The following is a 16,350-nucleotide window of genomic DNA, read 5'->3' as shown; positions in this document are numbered from 1 at the left end:
AAGAGGGTTTCCCCATGTTCGTGCACAAGACCGCACTGCTCAGTGCAATCACCACCGCCCTGCTGGCCAGCGCCAGCCTCCAGGCCGCCGAACCGCTCAAGGCCGTCGGTGCCGGCGAAGGCCAGCTGGATATCGTGGCCTGGCCCGGCTACATCGAACGTGGCGAGAGCGACAAGAACTACGACTGGGTCACCGGCTTCGAGAAGGAGACCGGTTGCAAGGTCAACGTCAAGACCGCGGGCACCTCCGACGAGATGGTCAGCCTGATGGCCAAGGGCGGCTACGACCTGGTCACCGCGTCCGGCGACGCCTCCCTGCGGCTGATCGTCGGCAAGCGCGTGCAGCCGATCAACACCGCGCTGATTCCCAACTGGAAAAACCTCGACCCGCGCCTCAAGGACGCGCCCTGGTACGTGGTCGACAAGCAGACCTACGGCACACCCTACCAGTGGGGCCCGAACGTGCTGATGTACAACACCACCGTCTTCAAGCAGGCACCGACCAGCTGGAGCGTGCTGTTCGACGCGCAGAACCTGCCGGACGGCAAGCCCAACAAGGGCCGCGTGCAGGCCTATGACGGGCCGATCTACATCGCCGATGCCGCGTTGTACCTCAAGAGCACGAAACCGGAACTGGGGATCCAGAATCCCTACGAACTGACCGAGGCCCAGTACAAGGCGGTGCTCGACCTGCTGCGCGCCCAGCAACCGCTGATCCACCGCTACTGGCACGACACCACGGTGCAGATGAGCGACTTCAAGAACGAAGGCGTGGTCGCCGCCAGCTCCTGGCCGTATCAGGTCAACGGCCTGGTCAACGAGAAACAGCCGATCGCCTCGACCATTCCCAAGGAAGGGGCCACCGGCTGGGCCGACACCACCATGCTGCACAGCGAGGCCAAGCATCCCAACTGTGCCTACAAGTGGATGGACTGGTCGCTCACGCCGAAGGTCCAGGGCGATGTCGCTGCCTGGTTCGGCTCGCTGCCAGCCGTGCCGGCGGCCTGCCAGGAAAGCCAACTGCTGGGCGCCGAGGGCTGCAAGACCAACGGCTTCGACCAGTTCGACAAGATCGCCTTCTGGAAAACCCCGCAGGCCGAGGGCGGCAAGTTCGTGCCGTACAGCCGCTGGACCCAGGATTACATCGCAATCATGGGCGGCAGGTGAGTTCCCTGTAGCCGCTGCCGCAGGCTGCGATAAGGCCGAAGGCCTTCAGCGATCTCAAGATCCTGCGCCCCCTTCGGGGTCGATCGCAGCCTTCGGCAGCGGCTACAGGTTCCTGCGCTCTTCGCCAAACCTGATTCCGCGCTTTCCCGGAGCACCGCACCATGACGCTTGCAGTCCAGTTCACCAACGTTTCCCGGCAGTTCGGCGAGGTGAAGGCCGTTGACCGGGTGTCCATCGATATCCAGGACGGCGAGTTCTTTTCCATGCTCGGCCCTTCCGGCTCGGGCAAGACCACCTGCCTGCGCCTGATCGCCGGTTTCGAACAGCCGAGCGCCGGCTCGATCCACATCCACGGGGCCGAAGCCACCGGGTTGCCGCCCTATCAGCGCGATGTCAACACCGTGTTCCAGGATTACGCGCTGTTTCCCCATATGAACGTGCGTGACAACGTGGCCTACGGCCTGAAAGTCAAAGGCGTCGCCAAGGCCGAACGCCTCAAGCGCGCCGAAGAAGCCCTGGCCATGGTCGCCCTGGAAGGCTACGGCGAGCGCAAGCCGGTGCAGCTGTCCGGCGGCCAGCGCCAGCGCGTGGCCCTGGCCCGGGCGCTGGTCAATCGGCCGCGGGTCCTGCTGCTGGACGAACCCCTGGGGGCGCTGGACCTGAAGCTGCGCGAACAGATGCAGGGCGAACTGAAGAAGCTGCAGCGCCAGCTCGGCATCACCTTCATCTTCGTCACCCACGACCAGACCGAAGCCCTGTCGATGTCCGACCGCGTGGCGGTGTTCAACAAGGGCCGCATCGAGCAGGTCGACAGCCCGCGCAACCTGTACATGAAACCGGCCACCACCTTCGTCGCCGAGTTCGTCGGCACCTCCAACGTGATTCGCGGCGAGCTGGCCGAACGCCTGAGCGGCAGCCAGCGGCCCTTCTCGATCCGCCCGGAACATGTGCGTTTCGCCGAAGGCCCGCTGCCCAGCCACGAGATCGAAGTCAGCGGCCTGCTGCACGATATCCAGTACCAGGGCAGCGCCACCCGCTACGAGCTGCAACTGGACAACGGCCAGACCCTCAGCATCAGCCGGGCCAACGACCAATGGCTGGACAGCGGCGCCCAGCACCAGACCGGGCAACGCCTCAGCGCGCGCTGGGCTCGCGAGGCGATGATCCCGCTGGCCGATACCCTGGCGAGCGGGGTGTGACATGAACACCCTGGCGATCACTTCCCAAAGCCCCGGCGGCTCGCCGCTGCGGCGCTTTTCCAACCTGCTGTACCGACGGCCGAACCTGTACCTGGCGCTGCTGCTGGTGCCGCCGCTGCTCTGGTTCGGCGCGATTTACCTGGGCTCCTTGCTGATCCTGCTCTGGCAGGGCTTCTACACCTTCGATGACTTCACCATGGCGGTCACCCCGGACCTGACCCTGGCCAACTTCGCCGCGCTGTTCCAGCCGTCGAACTTCGACATCATCCTGCGCACCCTGAGCATGGCCATCGCCGTATCGCTCGCCAGCGCCGTGGTCGCCTTCCCCATCGCCTACTACATGGCGCGCTACACCAGCGGCAAGACCAAGGCGTTCTTCTACATCGCGGTGATGCTGCCGATGTGGGCCAGCTACATCGTCAAGGCCTACGCCTGGACCCTGCTGCTGGCCAAGGGCGGCGTGGCCCAGTGGTTCGTCCAGCACCTTGGGCTGGAGCCGCTGTTGCAGTTCATCCTGGGGATTCCCGGGGTCGGCGGCAGCACCCTGTCGACCTCGCACCTGGGGCGCTTCATGGTGTTCGTCTACATCTGGCTGCCGTTCATGATCCTGCCGATCCAGGCCTCCCTGGAACGCCTGCCGCCGTCCTTGCTGCAAGCCTCCGCCGACCTCGGCGCCAAGCCGCGCCAGACCTTCATGCAGGTGATCCTGCCGCTGTCGGTGCCGGGCATCGCCGCCGGCTCGATCTTCACCTTCTCCCTGACCCTGGGCGACTTCATCGTGCCGCAACTGGTGGGCCCGCCCGGCTACTTCGTCGGCAGCATGGTCTACGCCCAGCAAGGGGCGATCGGCAACATGCCGATGGCCGCCGCCTTCACCCTGGTGCCGATCGTGCTGATCGCCATTTACCTGTCCATCGTCAAACGCCTGGGGGCCTTCGATGCGCTCTGACTCAGCCAAGCACGGAGAACCAGCCTCGTTGGGCCTGCGCCTTGCCGCGTGGGGCGGGCTGCTGTTCCTGCATTTCCCGATCCTGATCATCTTCCTCTACGCCTTCAATACCGAAGACGCGGCCTTCAGCTTTCCGCCCCAGGGCTTCACCCTGAAATGGTTCGGCGTGGCCTTCGCCCGCCCCGACGTACTCGAGGCCATCAAGCTGTCGTTGCAGATCGCCGCCATCGCCACCCTGATCGCCATGGTCCTCGGCACCCTCGCCTCGGCGGCGCTGTACCGGCGGGAGTTCTTCGGCAAGCAGGGCATTTCGCTGATGCTGATCCTGCCCATCGCCCTGCCGGGGATCATCACCGGCATCGCCCTGCTGGCGACCTTCAAGACATTGGGGATCGAGCCGGGGATGTTCACCATCATCGTCGGCCACGCGACCTTCTGCGTGGTGATTGTCTACAACAACGTGATCGCCCGCCTGCGCCGTACCTCCCACAGCCTGATCGAAGCCTCGATGGATCTGGGCGCCGACGGCTGGCAGACCTTCCGCTACATCATCTTGCCGAACCTCGGCTCGGCGTTGCTGGCCGGCGGCATGCTGGCGTTCGCCCTGTCGTTCGACGAAATCATCGTCACCACCTTCACCGCCGGCCATGAACGCACCCTGCCGCTGTGGCTGCTCAACCAGCTCAGCCGGCCGCGGGACGTACCGGTGACCAACGTCGTCGCCATGCTGGTGATGCTGGTGACCATGCTGCCGATCCTCGGCGCCTATTACCTGACCCGCGGCGGCGAAAGCGTGGCGGGCAGCGGTGGGAAATAACCCTGTAGCCGCTGCCGCAGGCTGCGATCGACCCGCAGGGTCGTGGCGCCCTCCGGTTCGCTGAAGGCCTTCGGCCTTATCGCAGCCTGCGGCAGCGGCTACAGATCGCAGAACATCCAACAGATATTTCAGGAGAACAGCCATGCAAACCAAACTCTTGATCAACGGCCAACTGGTCAGCGGCGAAGGCCCTGCCCAGGCGGTATTCAACCCCGCGCTGGGCAAGGTGCTGGTGGAAATCAACGAGGCCAGCGAAGCCCAGGTCGATGCCGCGGTGCGCGCCGCCGACGCGGCGTTCCAGAGCTGGTCGCAAACCGTGCCGAAAGAACGTTCGCTGCTGTTGCTCAAGCTGGCCGACAGCATCGAAGCCCATGGCGAGGAGCTGGCCCGGCTGGAGTCGGACAACTGCGGCAAGCCGCTGAGCGCGGCCTTGAACGACGAGATCCCGGCGATTGCCGACGTGTTCCGTTTCTTCGCCGGCGCCAGCCGTTGCCTCAGCGGTTCGGCCGGCGGCGAATACCTGCCGGGGCACACCTCGATGATCCGTCGCGACCCGGTGGGAGTGATCGCCTCCATCGCGCCGTGGAACTACCCGCTGATGATGGTCGCCTGGAAAATCGCCCCGGCCCTGGCCGCCGGTAACACCGTGGTGCTCAAGCCCTCGGAGCAGACCCCGCTGACCGCCCTGCGCCTGGCCGAACTGGCGGCGGCGATCTTTCCCGCTGGCGTGCTCAACCTGGTCTTCGGCCGCGGCGCCACCGTGGGCCAACCGCTGGTGACCCATCCGAAGGTGCGCATGGTGTCGCTCACCGGCTCCATCGCCACCGGCTCGAACATCATTTCCAGCACCGCCGACAGCGTCAAACGCCTGCACATGGAACTGGGCGGCAAGGCACCGGTGATCATCTTCGACGACGCCGACATCGACGCCGCCGTGGAAGGCATCCGCACCTTCGGTTTCTACAACGCCGGCCAGGATTGCACCGCTGCCTGCCGCATCTATGCCCAGGAGGGTATCTATGAGCGCTTCGTCGAGAAGCTCGGCGCGGCGGTCGCCAGCATCAAATACGGCCTGCAGGGCGACCCGGATACCGAACTGGGCCCACTGATCAGCGCCCAGCACCGCGACCGCGTGGCCGGGTTCGTCGAGCGCGCCATCGCCCAGCCGCATATCCGCCTGGTCACCGGCGGCAAGGCGGTGGACGGCAACGGCTTCTTCTTCGAACCGACGGTGCTGGCCGACGCCCGGCAAGACGACGAAATCGTCCGCCGCGAAGTGTTCGGGCCGGTGGTCTCGGTCACCCGCTTCGCTGACGAGGCCCAGGTCCTGGGCTGGGCCAACGACTCGGAGTACGGCCTGGCGTCCTCGGTATGGACCGCCGATGTCGGCCGCGCCCACCGCCTCTCGGCGCGCCTGCAATACGGCTGCACCTGGGTCAATACCCACTTCATGCTGGTCAGCGAAATGCCCCACGGCGGGCAGAAGCTCTCCGGCTACGGCAAGGACATGTCCCTGTACGGGCTGGAGGACTACAGCGTCGTGCGCCATGTGATGTTCAAGCACTGACCGGCATCGCGGGCAAGCCTCGCTCCTACGAACCTGTACAACCCGTAGGAGCGAGGCTTGCCCGCGATGGTCACGACACGCATGAAAGAACGATGTGGCCAGGCCCGGCGGCCCGGCTAATAGCAATTACCGTCGGTTTCAGCACAGAACTCGTAGGGCGTGTTGCTGATGAACCCATCGAGCCAGTGGTGCTCCCAGTCCGGCCACTGAATGATGTAGGTCTTGCTGGCCTTGATGAACTCCAGGCCAAAGATGCGGATGCTGTTGTCGTCCTCGTACATCCGCAGGTCCAGCGACCAGTCTTCGATCAAGGGCGTGCGATAGACCCGTTGCGGCTCCTTGAGGTCGATGATTTGCAAGTAGCCCAGGCCGCCGAAAGGCACCAGCAGGCCACCGGCCGAGGCATGCTGCAGCAGGTAACGGCCGGAGGGGCTGGTGCTCGAATAGGGCTTGCGCTCGAGCACGGTGTTCAAGGCGCAGACGAACACCAGCGCGCAGGCGAACAGCAGTAAAACCAGCACCGTCAGCGTCTTCCTGTACTTCATCGCGCGCCCGCCAAAAAACTGCAATTCATTTGCCCGATCTCCTTGAAAGGCGGCTATTGAACGAGGTCTGGCCAAGCCGATCAAGTTGCGGCACCATCCGCCGCCACACAGCGCCAGGCTCCGCAGCCCGCGGCGCTGAAACCTCTCCGGCAGCCAGGATGCGCCCATGCCCTCGCGAATCGTCAGCCTGATGCTGCAAGTGGCCGTCTGGCTGGTGCTACCGTTCGCCGCCCTGCAACTCGGCCTGGTACTGACCGGCGCCGTCGCCGCGCCTTTTATTTCGGCCCTGGCGATCCCCACCGGGGTCCTGTCCCTGGTGCTGATCCAGATCAGCCTGGTGTATGCCGCCGCCAAAGGCTGGCACGCCTGCCGCATGCCGGCCCACTATCGCTGGCTGGGCCTGTGGCTGGGCTGCGTGCTGGTGCTGTGTGCCGTGCCGCGGTTCATGCCGTTGGCGGGGAGCGGCATATGAATCCCTGGACTCACGGGTGCCCCGTCGATCCTCCTGCTCGGCCAGCGATAGACCGGGGAGCGCGTGGCGGAAGTCATCCCGTCGACTGATTTTTTGCAGACAAGGCTTGCCAAGCATTCAGGTTCATCCTTTAATTGAGTGATCAGTCAATTAACTAATGAGCCCACATGCGCCCCGCCAATCCCCTGCAACGCGAAGCCAAGCGAACCGCCCTGCTGGATGCCGCTGCCCAGTGTTTTGCCGAAGCCGGTTTTGTCGCCACCCGCACCGCTGACATTTGCAGCACCGCGGGCATGAGCTCCGGCAATCTGTTCCATTACTTCAGCAGCAAGCACGAACTGCTGTTGGCGCTGATCGCCCGGGAAGGTGAAGAGACCGCCGCCGCGATGGCTGCACTGGTCGCGGCTGAAGACCCGATGGCGGCCCTGTCAGGCTTCCTCGAGCACGTCTGCCAACTGGCCAGCGACCGCCATTACGCCGGCCTGGCCCTGGAGATTTCCGCCCTCGGCCACCGCGACGAAGCCGTGGCACACCTGGTCAAGGCCAACGATCTGGTGTTGCGCGAAGGGCTCGTCGCTCTGGTGGACGCCGCAGGCCGAGCCGGGCAATTGCACACCAAACTGAGCCCCGAACAGGCCGCCACCTGGCTGGCCGCGCTGGTCGACGGCCTGTTCGCCCGGGTCGCCGCCGACCCGCTGTTCAACCCGCAAGACCAATCCCAGGTGCTGCAACAACTGGTGGCCCACCTGCTGCAAGGACGCTGACCCAGATGAACAGCCCCGCTCGCCCCGGCCTCGAGAAAATCACGTCCGCCACTCGCCTGCTGCACATCGATGCCCTGCGCGGGTTCGCCTTGCTAGGCATCCTGGCGGTGAACATCTGGGTGTTCACCGACCCTTACTACGGCGCCTCAGTGAGCAATCCGGCCTACCCCGCCGCCATCGATCACGCCATCCGCTTCCTGATCTCGACCTTGTTCGAAACCAAGTTCTACCTGCTGTTCTCCTTTCTCTTCGGCTACAGCTTCACCCTGCAACTGGCTTCGGCGCAGCGCTCGCAGAGCGCGTTCGTACCGCGCATGGTACGCAGGCAACTGGCGCTGCTGGCGATCGGACTGATCCACGGCTCCGTGCTGTTCTACGGTGAGATTCTGTCTCTCTACGCAGTGCTCGGCCTGGTATTGCTGGGGCTGCGCAACCTTTGCCCGCGACGCGCGCTCAAGCTGGCGGTGGGACTGCTGGTGTGCTCGGCGCTGATTTTCATGGCGCTGGGCCTGCTGCAACTAGCCGAAAGCAATTACGTCGGCAGCATGGAATGGGAACCCGTGGACAAGGCCTTCCTGCTCGGCTCGAGCGCCTTGGGCACCTTGAGCTTCAACCTCAGTCACCTGCCAGAGACCATCCTCGCGTTATGGCTGTTGCAGGGCCCCAGTACCTTGGCAATGTTCCTGTTCGGCTATGTAGCCGGACGCCGCGGCTGGCTGGTGGCGCCCTACGTCTTCGACGCCTGGAAGGACAGGTTATTGAGCCTGATGCTGCCCATCGGCCTCGGCGGCGCGCTCATCTATGGCTATACCGCCGCCTATGCCCCCGGCGCTGGCCTGGAAGCCCTGGGATACGGCATAGGCCAGTTGACCGCGCCCCTGCTCACCGCCAGCTACGTGCTGCTGTTCCTTGGCGCGTTCAACTCGCCCCTGGGCGAACGAGTGTGCAGGTTGCTGGCCCCCATGGGACGCATGTCGCTGAGCAACTACCTACTGCAATCCTTGCTCCTGAGCCTGATATTCACCGGCTACGGCCTGGGCCTGATCAACCAGCTGGGCTCGGCCTGGATCCTACTGATCGTGATCGCTCTCTACGCGCTGCAACTGTGGCTCAGCACCCTGTGGATGCGCGGCCATCAATATGGCCCTTGCGAATGGCTGCTGCGGGCCGTAACCCTCCTCGCCTGGCCGGCCTGGCGCAAAGCCCGCTGAAGATCAGGCCAGCCTGAGGTACAGATGGATGTCCTCGGGTTCCAGGCGATACAGCTCTGGATCGGGGGCCGCCAACAGCTTGCAGCCCAGGCGGCGATAGAAATCCACGGTATTGCGCGACGGCGTGGCCGAGACATACAGCCCCTCGCCGCCCATGCGCCGTGCCTGCTCGGCGGCCAGGCCGAACAAGCGCTGGCCCAGGCCGCGCCCGCGATACGCCTGGCTGACATGCAGGAACTTCAACTGCCGCAGCTGCAGGCCGGCGTTGTGGATCACCAGGCAATCGACCACCGCGGCGGCCACCAGCCGGTGCTCGTCGAACACCCCGTACAGCCAGCCGCCGCGCTGTTCACACGCCTGCAAGACCTGCGCGTCATGCTCGGCTTCGCCGGGCGGCCAGCCGGTCACCACCTCGCGCTGGGGATAACCCAGCAGTTGCCCGTCCTGCTGGCGGTAGAACGCCTCGATCAGCTCTGCACGGTCAATCAGTTTGAACAGCGGGATGTCTTGCGAGGTCAAAAGGCGTTCATTGAGCATGTGGGTTTTCCTGAAGCCATCCGTGGTTTTACGTATCGATACACGCGGGGCATTTTTTGCCTCGGGCGAACCGATTATTCTATCCGCCCGCGGTTAAAAGTCCGTTGTGTTTGGCCGAAGGCATGACCGAACCTCCATTTCCGATCCAGCGCAGCCAGGAAGGGCTCGGGATCTCCTGACAAGGTTCACTTATGCATCGCAGGCATCTTCTGAAAGCATCCATGGCGCTGGCCGCCTACACCGGCCTGTCGGCCACGGGTCTGCTGGCCACCCGGGCCTGGGCGGGCGCCGCCGACGGCGAAGCGCAAGCCTTCGATTTCGAGATTCTCAAGGCCCGGGCCAAGCAGTTGGCCGGCAAGCCCTACGTGGACACCAAGCAGGTGCTGCCACCGACCCTGGCGACCATGACCCCGCAGAACTTCAACGCGATCCGGTACGACGGCAACCACTCGCTGTGGAAGGAGCTGAACGGCCAGCTGGACGTGCAGTTCTTCCACGTCGGCATGGGCTTCAAGCAGCCGGTGCGCATGCACAGCGTCGACGCCAAGACCCGGCAGGCGCGGGAAGTGCATTTCCGCCCGTCGCTGTTCAACTACCAGAACACCAGCGTCGACACCCCGCAGCTCAAGGGCGACCTGGGTTTTGCCGGCTTCAAGCTGTTCAAGGCCCCGGAGCTGGACAGGCACGATGTGGTGTCCTTCCTCGGCGCCAGTTATTTCCGCGCGGTGGACAAGACCGGCCAGTACGGCCTCTCGGCCCGCGGCCTGGCGATCGACACCTACGCCAAGAAGCGCGAAGAATTCCCCGACTTCACCCAGTTCTGGTTCGAGACCCCGGACAAGGACAGCACCCGTTTCGTGGTCTATGCCCTGCTCGATTCGCCCAGCGCCACCGGCGCCTACCGCTTCGACATCGACTGCCAGGCCGAGCGCGTGGTGATGGACGTCGATGCGCACGTCAACGCCCGCACCGCCATCGAACAACTGGGCATCGCGCCGATGACCAGCATGTTCAGCTGCGGCACCCATGAGCGGCGCATGTGCGACACCATCCATCCGCAGATCCACGACTCGGACCGCCTGGCCATGTGGCGCGGCAACGGCGAGTGGATCTGCCGTCCGCTGAACAACCCGGCGACCCTGCAGTTCAACGCCTTCGCCGACAAGGACCCGAAGGGTTTCGGCCTGGTGCAGACTGACCATGAGTTCGCCAACTACCAGGACACCGTGGACTGGTACAGCCGGCGCCCGAGCCTGTGGGTCGAGCCGACCACCGCCTGGGGCGAAGGCTCGGTCGACCTGCTGGAGATCCCCACCACCGGCGAGACCCTGGACAATATCGTGGCCTTCTGGACCCCGAAAACACCGCTGGCCGCCGGGGATTCGCTGAACTACGGCTACAAGCTGTACTGGAGCGCCCTGCCACCGGTGGGCACGCCGCTGGCGCGGGTCAACGCCACCCGTTCGGGCATGGGCGGCTTCGTCGAGGGCTGGGCGCCGGGCGAGCATTATCCGCCGGTCTGGGCCCGGCGCTTCGCCGTGGACTTCAACGGCGGCGGGCTGGAGCGGCTGCCGGAGGGCACCGGCATCGAGCCCGTGGTCACTGCGTCGAACGGTCAGGTCAAGGATTTCCACGTGCTGAAGCTGGACGAGATCCAGGGTTATCGCGTGCTCTTCGACTGGTACCCGACCAACGACAGCGTCGATCCGGTGGAGCTGCGGCTGTTCATCCGCAGCAACGATCGCACCCTGAGCGAAACCTGGCTGTACCAGTACTTCCCGCCGGCACCGGACAAGCGCAAGTACAGCTGATGCAGCACTATCTGTAGCCGCTGCCGCAGGCTGCGATGGGCCGCGCAGCGGACCCAGGCTCTTCAGTCGATCCACGTCGCCCGATTTGCGACCGGTTCCCGGTCGATCGCAGCCTGCGGCAGCGGCTACAGGTTGCCCGCCAGCACAAAAAACCGGCCCTCACAGGCCGGTTTTTTTATGCCTCCGCGCAGCTCACTCGCGCAGATCCGACTCGTGAATCGGCTGGTCGCGATGGGTCGCGCGCTGGTACTGCGCCGGCCAGATCGCCTTGTGCCCGCTCAGGTCGTCGTCGGCGTGCAGCGGCCAGTACGGGTCGCGCAGCAGCTCCCGGGCGAGGAAGATGATGTCGGCCTGGCAGGTGCGCAGAATATGCTCGGCCTGGGCCGGCTCGGTGATCATGCCCACGGTGCCGGTGGCGATCCCCGACTCCTTGCGCACCCGTTCGGCGAAGCGGGTCTGGTAGCCCGGGCCGGTGGGGATTTCGGCATTGACCGCGGTGCCGCCCGACGAGACATCGATCAGGTCCACACCCAATGCTTTCAGGCGGCATGCCAGCTCGACGGTTTCGTCCGGATTCCAGCCGTCCTCAACCCAGTCGGTGGCCGACACCCGGACGAACAGCGGCAACTCTTCCGGCCAGACCGCCCGCACCGCCTCACACACCTGCAGGACCAGGCGAATGCGGTTATCGAAGGAGCCACCGTACTGGTCGCGACGCTGATTGCTCAGGGGCGAGAGGAATTGATGCAGCAGGTAGCCATGGGCGGCATGCACTTCGACCACCTTGAAACCGGCGACCAGGGCGCGTTTGGCCGAATCGACGAAGGCCTGGACGATCGCGGCGATCTGCCCTTCGTCGAGCTGGGTCGGCGGCGTGTGTTGCGGGTCGAAGGCAATCGGCGAAGGGCCAACCGGGACCCAGCCGCCCTCCTCGGGCTTGACGCTGCCGTGCTTGCCCAGCCAGGGCCGATGGGTGCTGGCCTTGCGTCCGGCGTGGGCCAGCTGGATGCCGGCAACCGCGCCCTGGGCGGTGATGAACCGGGTGATGCGTTGCAAGGGTGCAATCTGTTCGTCGTTCCACAGGCCGAGGTCCTGGGCGGTGATGCGCCCGTCGGCGGTGACCGCCGTGGCCTCGGTGAAAATCAGTCCGGCGCCGCCCACGGCACGACTGCCGAGGTGCACCAGGTGCCAGTCATTGGCCAGTCCATCTACGCTGGAGTACTGGCACATGGGCGATACCGCGATGCGGTTGAGTAAGGTCAATTGACGAAGGGTATAGGGCTCAAGCAGCAGACTCATGGGGCACCTCTCGATCAGTGGTCAGGCTCCAGGGTTCTGTTTGAAAAGTCGACGAGTGACTGGAAAGGAACAGCGCCCGCCCCCGCGGGAGAAAAAGGACAAAACGTCACAAGGCCAATCAAGCAGTGTTTAGAGCCTAGTCGACAACGGCGCGACCAGCAGGGTTCCGATGCACTTTGTCAGTGCCCGGCCTGGTACACCGCAGCGTCCTCTTCGCCGGCAAGCCTGGCTCCTACAGAAGCAGCGCCCACCGTTCGTAGGAGCGAGGCTTGCCCGCGAAAGCGTCCGCGCGGGTCAGCGCGGTTCGATATGGGCAATCATCAGTTGCACCGTTTCCTGGCCGCGGAACTCGTTGAGGTCCAGCTTGTAGGCCAGTTCCACCCAGCGGATGGTCGGGTTCGGCCAGATATCGCGGTCGATGCCGAAGGCAATGCCGTCGAGTTTCACCGAACCGCATTCGCTGCGCAGCACCACCTTGAGGTGGCGATCGCCGACGACGCGCTGCTCCACCAGCTGGAACACGCCATGGAACAGCGGCTCGGGAAAGTGCTGGCCCCAGGGCCCGGCATGGCGCAGGGCGCGGGCCAGTTCGAGGTGGAACTCTTCCACCGCCAGGGTGCCGTCCGACAGCAGGCGCCCGGTCAGGTCTTCCTCGCGCAGCTGGCGGCGCACCTCGGCATCGAAGGCCTCGGCGAAGGCCGGGAAATTCTGCTCCGGCAGCGACAGGCCGGCGGCCATGGCGTGACCGCCGAACTTGCTGATCAGGTCCGGATGTTTGGCCGCCACCGCGTCCAGGGCGTCGCGGATATGAAAGCCCGGCACCGAACGCGCCGACCCCTTGAGCATGCCTTCGCCGGCGTCGGCAAAGGCGATGGTCGGCCGGTGGTAACGCTCCTTCAGCCGCGAAGCGAGAATCCCGATCACTCCCTGGTGCCAGTCGGGCTCGAACAGGCACAGGCCGAACGGCATTGATTCCACCGGCAAGTCCTTGAGCTGGGCCAGGGCTTCGCGCTGCATGCCCTGCTCGATGGATTTGCGATCCTGGTTCAACTCGTCCAGCTGGCTGGCCATTTCCCGCGCCAGGGCCATGTCATGGCTGAGCAGGCATTCGATGCCCAGGCTCATATCGTCCAGGCGGCCGGCGGCATTCAACCGTGGGCCAAGGATGAAGCCCAGGTCGGTGGAGGTGATGCGCGACGCCTCGCGCTTGGCCACTTCGAGGATCGCCTTGATCCCCGGCCGCGCGCGCCCGGCGCGAATCCGCTCCAGCCCCTGGTGCACCAGGATGCGGTTGTTGGCGTCCAGCGGCACCACGTCGGCCACGCTGCCCAGCGCCACCAGATCCAGCAGCTCGCCGATATTCGGTTGCGGCTTGGCTTCGTACCAGCCAAGGCTGCGCAGGCGGGCGCGCAGCGCCATCAGCACATAGAAGATCACCCCGACCCCGGCCAGCGCCTTGCTCGGGAACTCGCAGCCGGGCTGGTTCGGGTTGACGATGGCGTCGGCCGCCGGCAACTCGTGGCCCGGCAAGTGGTGGTCGGTGACCAGCACTTTCAGCCCGGCCGCCTTGGCCGCCGCCACGCCCTCGACACTGGAGATGCCGTTGTCCACGGTGATCAGCAACTGCGGCTTGCGCTCCAGAGCCACCGCGACGATTTCCGGGGTCAGGCCATAGCCGTACTCGAAACGGTTCGGCACCAGGTAATCGACATGGGCCGCGCCCAGCAGGCGCAGGCCGAGCAGCCCCACGGTACTGGCGGTAGCGCCGTCGGCGTCGAAGTCGCCGACGATCAGGATGCGTTCGCGCTGCTCCAGCGCCGTCACCAGCAAGTCGACTGCCGCCTCGATGCCCTTGAGCTGCTGGAACGGGATCAGCCGCGCCAGGCTCTTGTCCAGCTCGGCCTCGGACTGCACGCCACGGGCGGCGTACAGGCGGGTCAGCAACGGCGGCAGATCACCGAGAAACGGCAGGGTGGCGGGCAACTCACGAGGTTCGATACGCATGGGGTGACAGAAGCTTCTCTTCGATACGGGGGATACGGCGAAACAACGCGGCGTGGCGAACTCAGCGCTCGCCCAACAGCCATTCCAGCTGGACCTCGTGCTGGCCGCGATCGTCGGTGACGAAGATCGTGCCTTCGCTGATCATCACGTCCCACTTGATAACGCGCGGCATGTCCTTGGCCAGGACTTCCAGGACGTCCTGAGGCACGCCGGCGATATTGAGGTTCTTCAGGTTCTTCACCGCGTCCACTACGCGGGTCTGCCACACGCGCAGGCTGCCGTAGGCCAGCAGGCTGGTGCGCTCGGTACGGCGCGAACACCAGGTCAGGCGCTCGGCGTCCGGCTGGCCGACTTCGATCCAGTGCAGCACGCGGTCGTCCAGGCTTTTTTCCCACAGGGCCGGCTCATCCACTTCCGACAGGCCACGACCGAACGACAGGTGTTCGTTGTACCAAAGGGCGTAGGCCAGCAGACGCACGGTCATGCGCTCTTCGGTTTCCGACGGATGGCGGGCGATGGTTTGCTTGACGCTTTCGTACACCCCGCGATCGAGGTCAGTCAGGTTCAATTCAAACTTGTAGGTGGTAGACGGCTGGGCCATGGACGGGGCTTCTTGATACGAGGAAAGGCGGCAAGTCTAACCGATGCACGCGCCAATCCACGAATCGCGCACCATCATCCTTTGGCGAGGGAGCGCCGGGCTATGTTAAAACGCTCTACCGTCCAATCTTTGTCCTACAAGGATCTTCCATGCCGCTTACCGCCAAACCCCTTGCCGGCCTGAAAGTCGTCGAACTCGGCACCCTGATCGCCGGCCCGTTCGCCTCGCGCATCTGCGCCGAATTCGGCGCCGAAGTGGTCAAGGTCGAATCGCCGGACGGCGGCGACCCGCTGCGCAAGTGGCGCAAGCTGTATGAAGGCACGTCCTTGTGGTGGTTCGTCCAGGCGCGCAACAAAAAGTCCCTGACCCTGAACCTCAAGCACCCGGACGGCCTGGAGGTGCTGAAGAAGCTGTTGGCCGAGGCCGACATCCTGATCGAGAACTTTCGCCCCGGGGTCCTGGAAAAGCTCGGCCTGGGCTGGGACACCCTGCATGCGCTCAATCCCAAGCTGGTGATGGTGCGCCTGTCCGGCTTCGGCCAGACCGGGCCGATGAAGGACCAGCCCGGTTTCGGCGCGGTCGGCGAGTCCATGGGCGGGCTGCGCTACATCACCGGTTTCGAGGACCGGCCGCCGGTGCGCACCGGCATTTCCATCGGCGACTCGATTGCCGCCCTCTGGGGCGTGATTGGCGCGCTGATGGCCCTGCGGCACCGTGAGGTGAACGGCGGCCAGGGCCAGGTGGTGGACGTGGCGTTGTACGAAGCGATCTTCGCCATGATGGAAAGCATGGTCCCGGAGTTCGATGTCTTCGGCTTCATCCGCGAACGCACCGGCAACATCATGCCCGGCATCACGCCCTCCTCCATTCATACCAGCGCCGATGGCAAGCATGTGCAGATCGGCGCCAACGGCGATGCGATCTTCAAGCGCTTCATGCTGCTGATCGGCCGCGACGACCTGGCCAACGACCCGGCCCTGGCCAGCAACGACGGCCGCGACAGCCGGCGCGACGAGCTGTACGGGGTCATCGATCGCTGGGTCAACTCGCTGCCGCTGGAGCCTGTGCTCGAATTGCTGAACCAGGCACAAGTCCCTGCCAGCCGCATCTTCAGCGCCGAGGACATGTTCAGCGATCCGCAGTTTCTCGCCCGGGAAATGTTCCTCCAGGCCAAGCTGCCGGACGGCAAGGCATTCAAGATGCCCGGCATCGTGCCGAAACTCTCGGACACCCCAGGCTCGTCCGAATGGGTCGGCCCCGCGCTCGGCGAACACAATGCCCAGGTACTGGGCGCCCTGGGCTACGACGAGCAGCAGATCAAAAGCCTGCGTGACAACGGCGCGATCTAGTTTGAAAAGCAATGCCTTTTACCGACAAGGATCAGCAGCCTGATGACCCCATGCCGTAG

General features: G+C 64.9%; 15 protein-coding genes. 10 read left to right on the top strand and 5 right to left on the bottom strand.

Annotated elements, in window-relative coordinates; all coding sequences use genetic code 11:
• Window positions 1-14 precede the first annotated feature (14 nt).
• The 5 genes from ydcS (at window position 15) to AC3RCP_RS06725 (ending at window position 5,698) form a co-directional block, all read left to right on the top strand.
• Entirely contained in the window at window positions 15-1,166 is a 1,152-nt protein-coding gene (gene ydcS / locus AC3RCP_RS06745; RefSeq protein WP_101336935.1) for a putative ABC transporter substrate-binding protein YdcS, read from the top strand.
• Between the two features lie 161 nt (window positions 1,167-1,327).
• Window positions 1,328-2,365: an ABC transporter ATP-binding protein gene (locus tag AC3RCP_RS06740; protein WP_492569369.1), complete on the top strand. Its 1,038-nt coding sequence runs from the start codon at window positions 1,328-1,330 to the stop codon at window positions 2,363-2,365.
• Between the two features lies 1 nt (window position 2,366).
• Window positions 2,367-3,314, top strand: coding sequence for an ABC transporter permease (locus AC3RCP_RS06735; RefSeq protein ID WP_007927996.1), 948 nt, complete (start codon window positions 2,367-2,369; stop codon window positions 3,312-3,314).
• Entirely contained in the window at window positions 3,304-4,131 is an 828-nt protein-coding gene (locus tag AC3RCP_RS06730) for an ABC transporter permease (RefSeq protein WP_492569367.1), read from the top strand. The genes AC3RCP_RS06735 and AC3RCP_RS06730 overlap by 11 nt, the downstream gene beginning before the upstream one ends.
• 142 nt (window positions 4,132-4,273) lie before the next feature.
• The gene (locus AC3RCP_RS06725; protein WP_007928002.1) at window positions 4,274-5,698 is read left to right on the top strand and encodes a gamma-aminobutyraldehyde dehydrogenase; all 1,425 of its coding nucleotides are present in this window, start codon (window positions 4,274-4,276) and stop codon (window positions 5,696-5,698) included.
• Between the two features lie 116 nt (window positions 5,699-5,814).
• Here the strand turns inward: AC3RCP_RS06725 and AC3RCP_RS06720 are convergent, their stop codons facing one another.
• Window positions 5,815-6,243 (bottom strand): hypothetical protein, encoded by a 429-nt coding sequence (locus AC3RCP_RS06720; protein ID WP_007928004.1) that lies wholly within the window; start codon window positions 6,241-6,243, stop codon window positions 5,815-5,817.
• Window positions 6,244-6,409: 166 nt separating this feature from the next.
• Here AC3RCP_RS06720 and AC3RCP_RS06715 point away from each other — a divergent pair, with 166 nt between their 5' ends.
• The 3 genes from AC3RCP_RS06715 (at window position 6,410) to AC3RCP_RS06705 (ending at window position 8,690) form a co-directional block, all read left to right on the top strand.
• Window positions 6,410-6,715, top strand: coding sequence for a hypothetical protein (locus AC3RCP_RS06715; protein WP_101336931.1), 306 nt, complete (start codon window positions 6,410-6,412; stop codon window positions 6,713-6,715).
• Between the two features lie 167 nt (window positions 6,716-6,882).
• The gene (locus tag AC3RCP_RS06710; protein WP_492569365.1) at window positions 6,883-7,479 is read left to right on the top strand and encodes a TetR/AcrR family transcriptional regulator; all 597 of its coding nucleotides are present in this window, start codon (window positions 6,883-6,885) and stop codon (window positions 7,477-7,479) included.
• A 5-nt stretch (window positions 7,480-7,484) separates the two neighbouring features.
• A complete protein-coding gene (locus tag AC3RCP_RS06705) occupies window positions 7,485-8,690 on the top strand; it encodes a DUF418 domain-containing protein (RefSeq protein WP_492569364.1) in 1,206 nt (401 codons plus the stop codon).
• Window positions 8,691-8,693: 3 nt separating this feature from the next.
• Here AC3RCP_RS06705 and AC3RCP_RS06700 read toward each other — a convergent pair whose 3' ends face one another.
• Window positions 8,694-9,227: a GNAT family N-acetyltransferase gene (locus AC3RCP_RS06700; RefSeq protein ID WP_492569362.1), complete on the bottom strand. Its 534-nt coding sequence runs from the start codon at window positions 9,225-9,227 to the stop codon at window positions 8,694-8,696.
• Window positions 9,228-9,418: 191 nt separating this feature from the next.
• On the opposite strand from AC3RCP_RS06700, the gene AC3RCP_RS06695 reads away from it, so the two are divergent.
• Window positions 9,419-11,038 (top strand): glucan biosynthesis protein D, encoded by a 1,620-nt coding sequence (locus AC3RCP_RS06695; RefSeq protein ID WP_492569360.1) that lies wholly within the window; start codon window positions 9,419-9,421, stop codon window positions 11,036-11,038.
• A gap of 192 nt (window positions 11,039-11,230) precedes the next feature.
• Here AC3RCP_RS06695 and AC3RCP_RS06690 read toward each other — a convergent pair whose 3' ends face one another.
• From AC3RCP_RS06690 to AC3RCP_RS06680, 3 genes are all read right to left on the bottom strand, one after another.
• The gene (locus AC3RCP_RS06690; protein ID WP_009042333.1) at window positions 11,231-12,337 is read right to left on the bottom strand and encodes an NADH:flavin oxidoreductase/NADH oxidase; all 1,107 of its coding nucleotides are present in this window, start codon (window positions 12,335-12,337) and stop codon (window positions 11,231-11,233) included.
• A gap of 294 nt (window positions 12,338-12,631) precedes the next feature.
• On the bottom strand, window positions 12,632-14,341 hold the full coding sequence (gene recJ, locus AC3RCP_RS06685; protein WP_492569358.1) for a single-stranded-DNA-specific exonuclease RecJ: 1,710 nt from the start codon (window positions 14,339-14,341) through the stop codon (window positions 12,632-12,634).
• 61 nt (window positions 14,342-14,402) lie between these two features.
• Entirely contained in the window at window positions 14,403-14,942 is a 540-nt protein-coding gene (locus tag AC3RCP_RS06680) for a YaeQ family protein (RefSeq protein ID WP_007923023.1), read from the bottom strand.
• A 149-nt stretch (window positions 14,943-15,091) separates the two neighbouring features.
• Between AC3RCP_RS06680 and AC3RCP_RS06675 the strand changes: the two genes are divergently transcribed.
• On the top strand, window positions 15,092-16,291 hold the full coding sequence (locus AC3RCP_RS06675; protein ID WP_101336927.1) for a CaiB/BaiF CoA transferase family protein: 1,200 nt from the start codon (window positions 15,092-15,094) through the stop codon (window positions 16,289-16,291).
• The last annotated feature ends 59 nt before the right edge of the window (window positions 16,292-16,350 follow it).

The organism is Pseudomonas sp. GW822-FHT05A08, assembly GCF_058800485.1.
The sequence above is the reverse complement of the archived record's forward strand: the minus strand, read 5'-3'. Positions and strand labels throughout refer to the sequence as shown.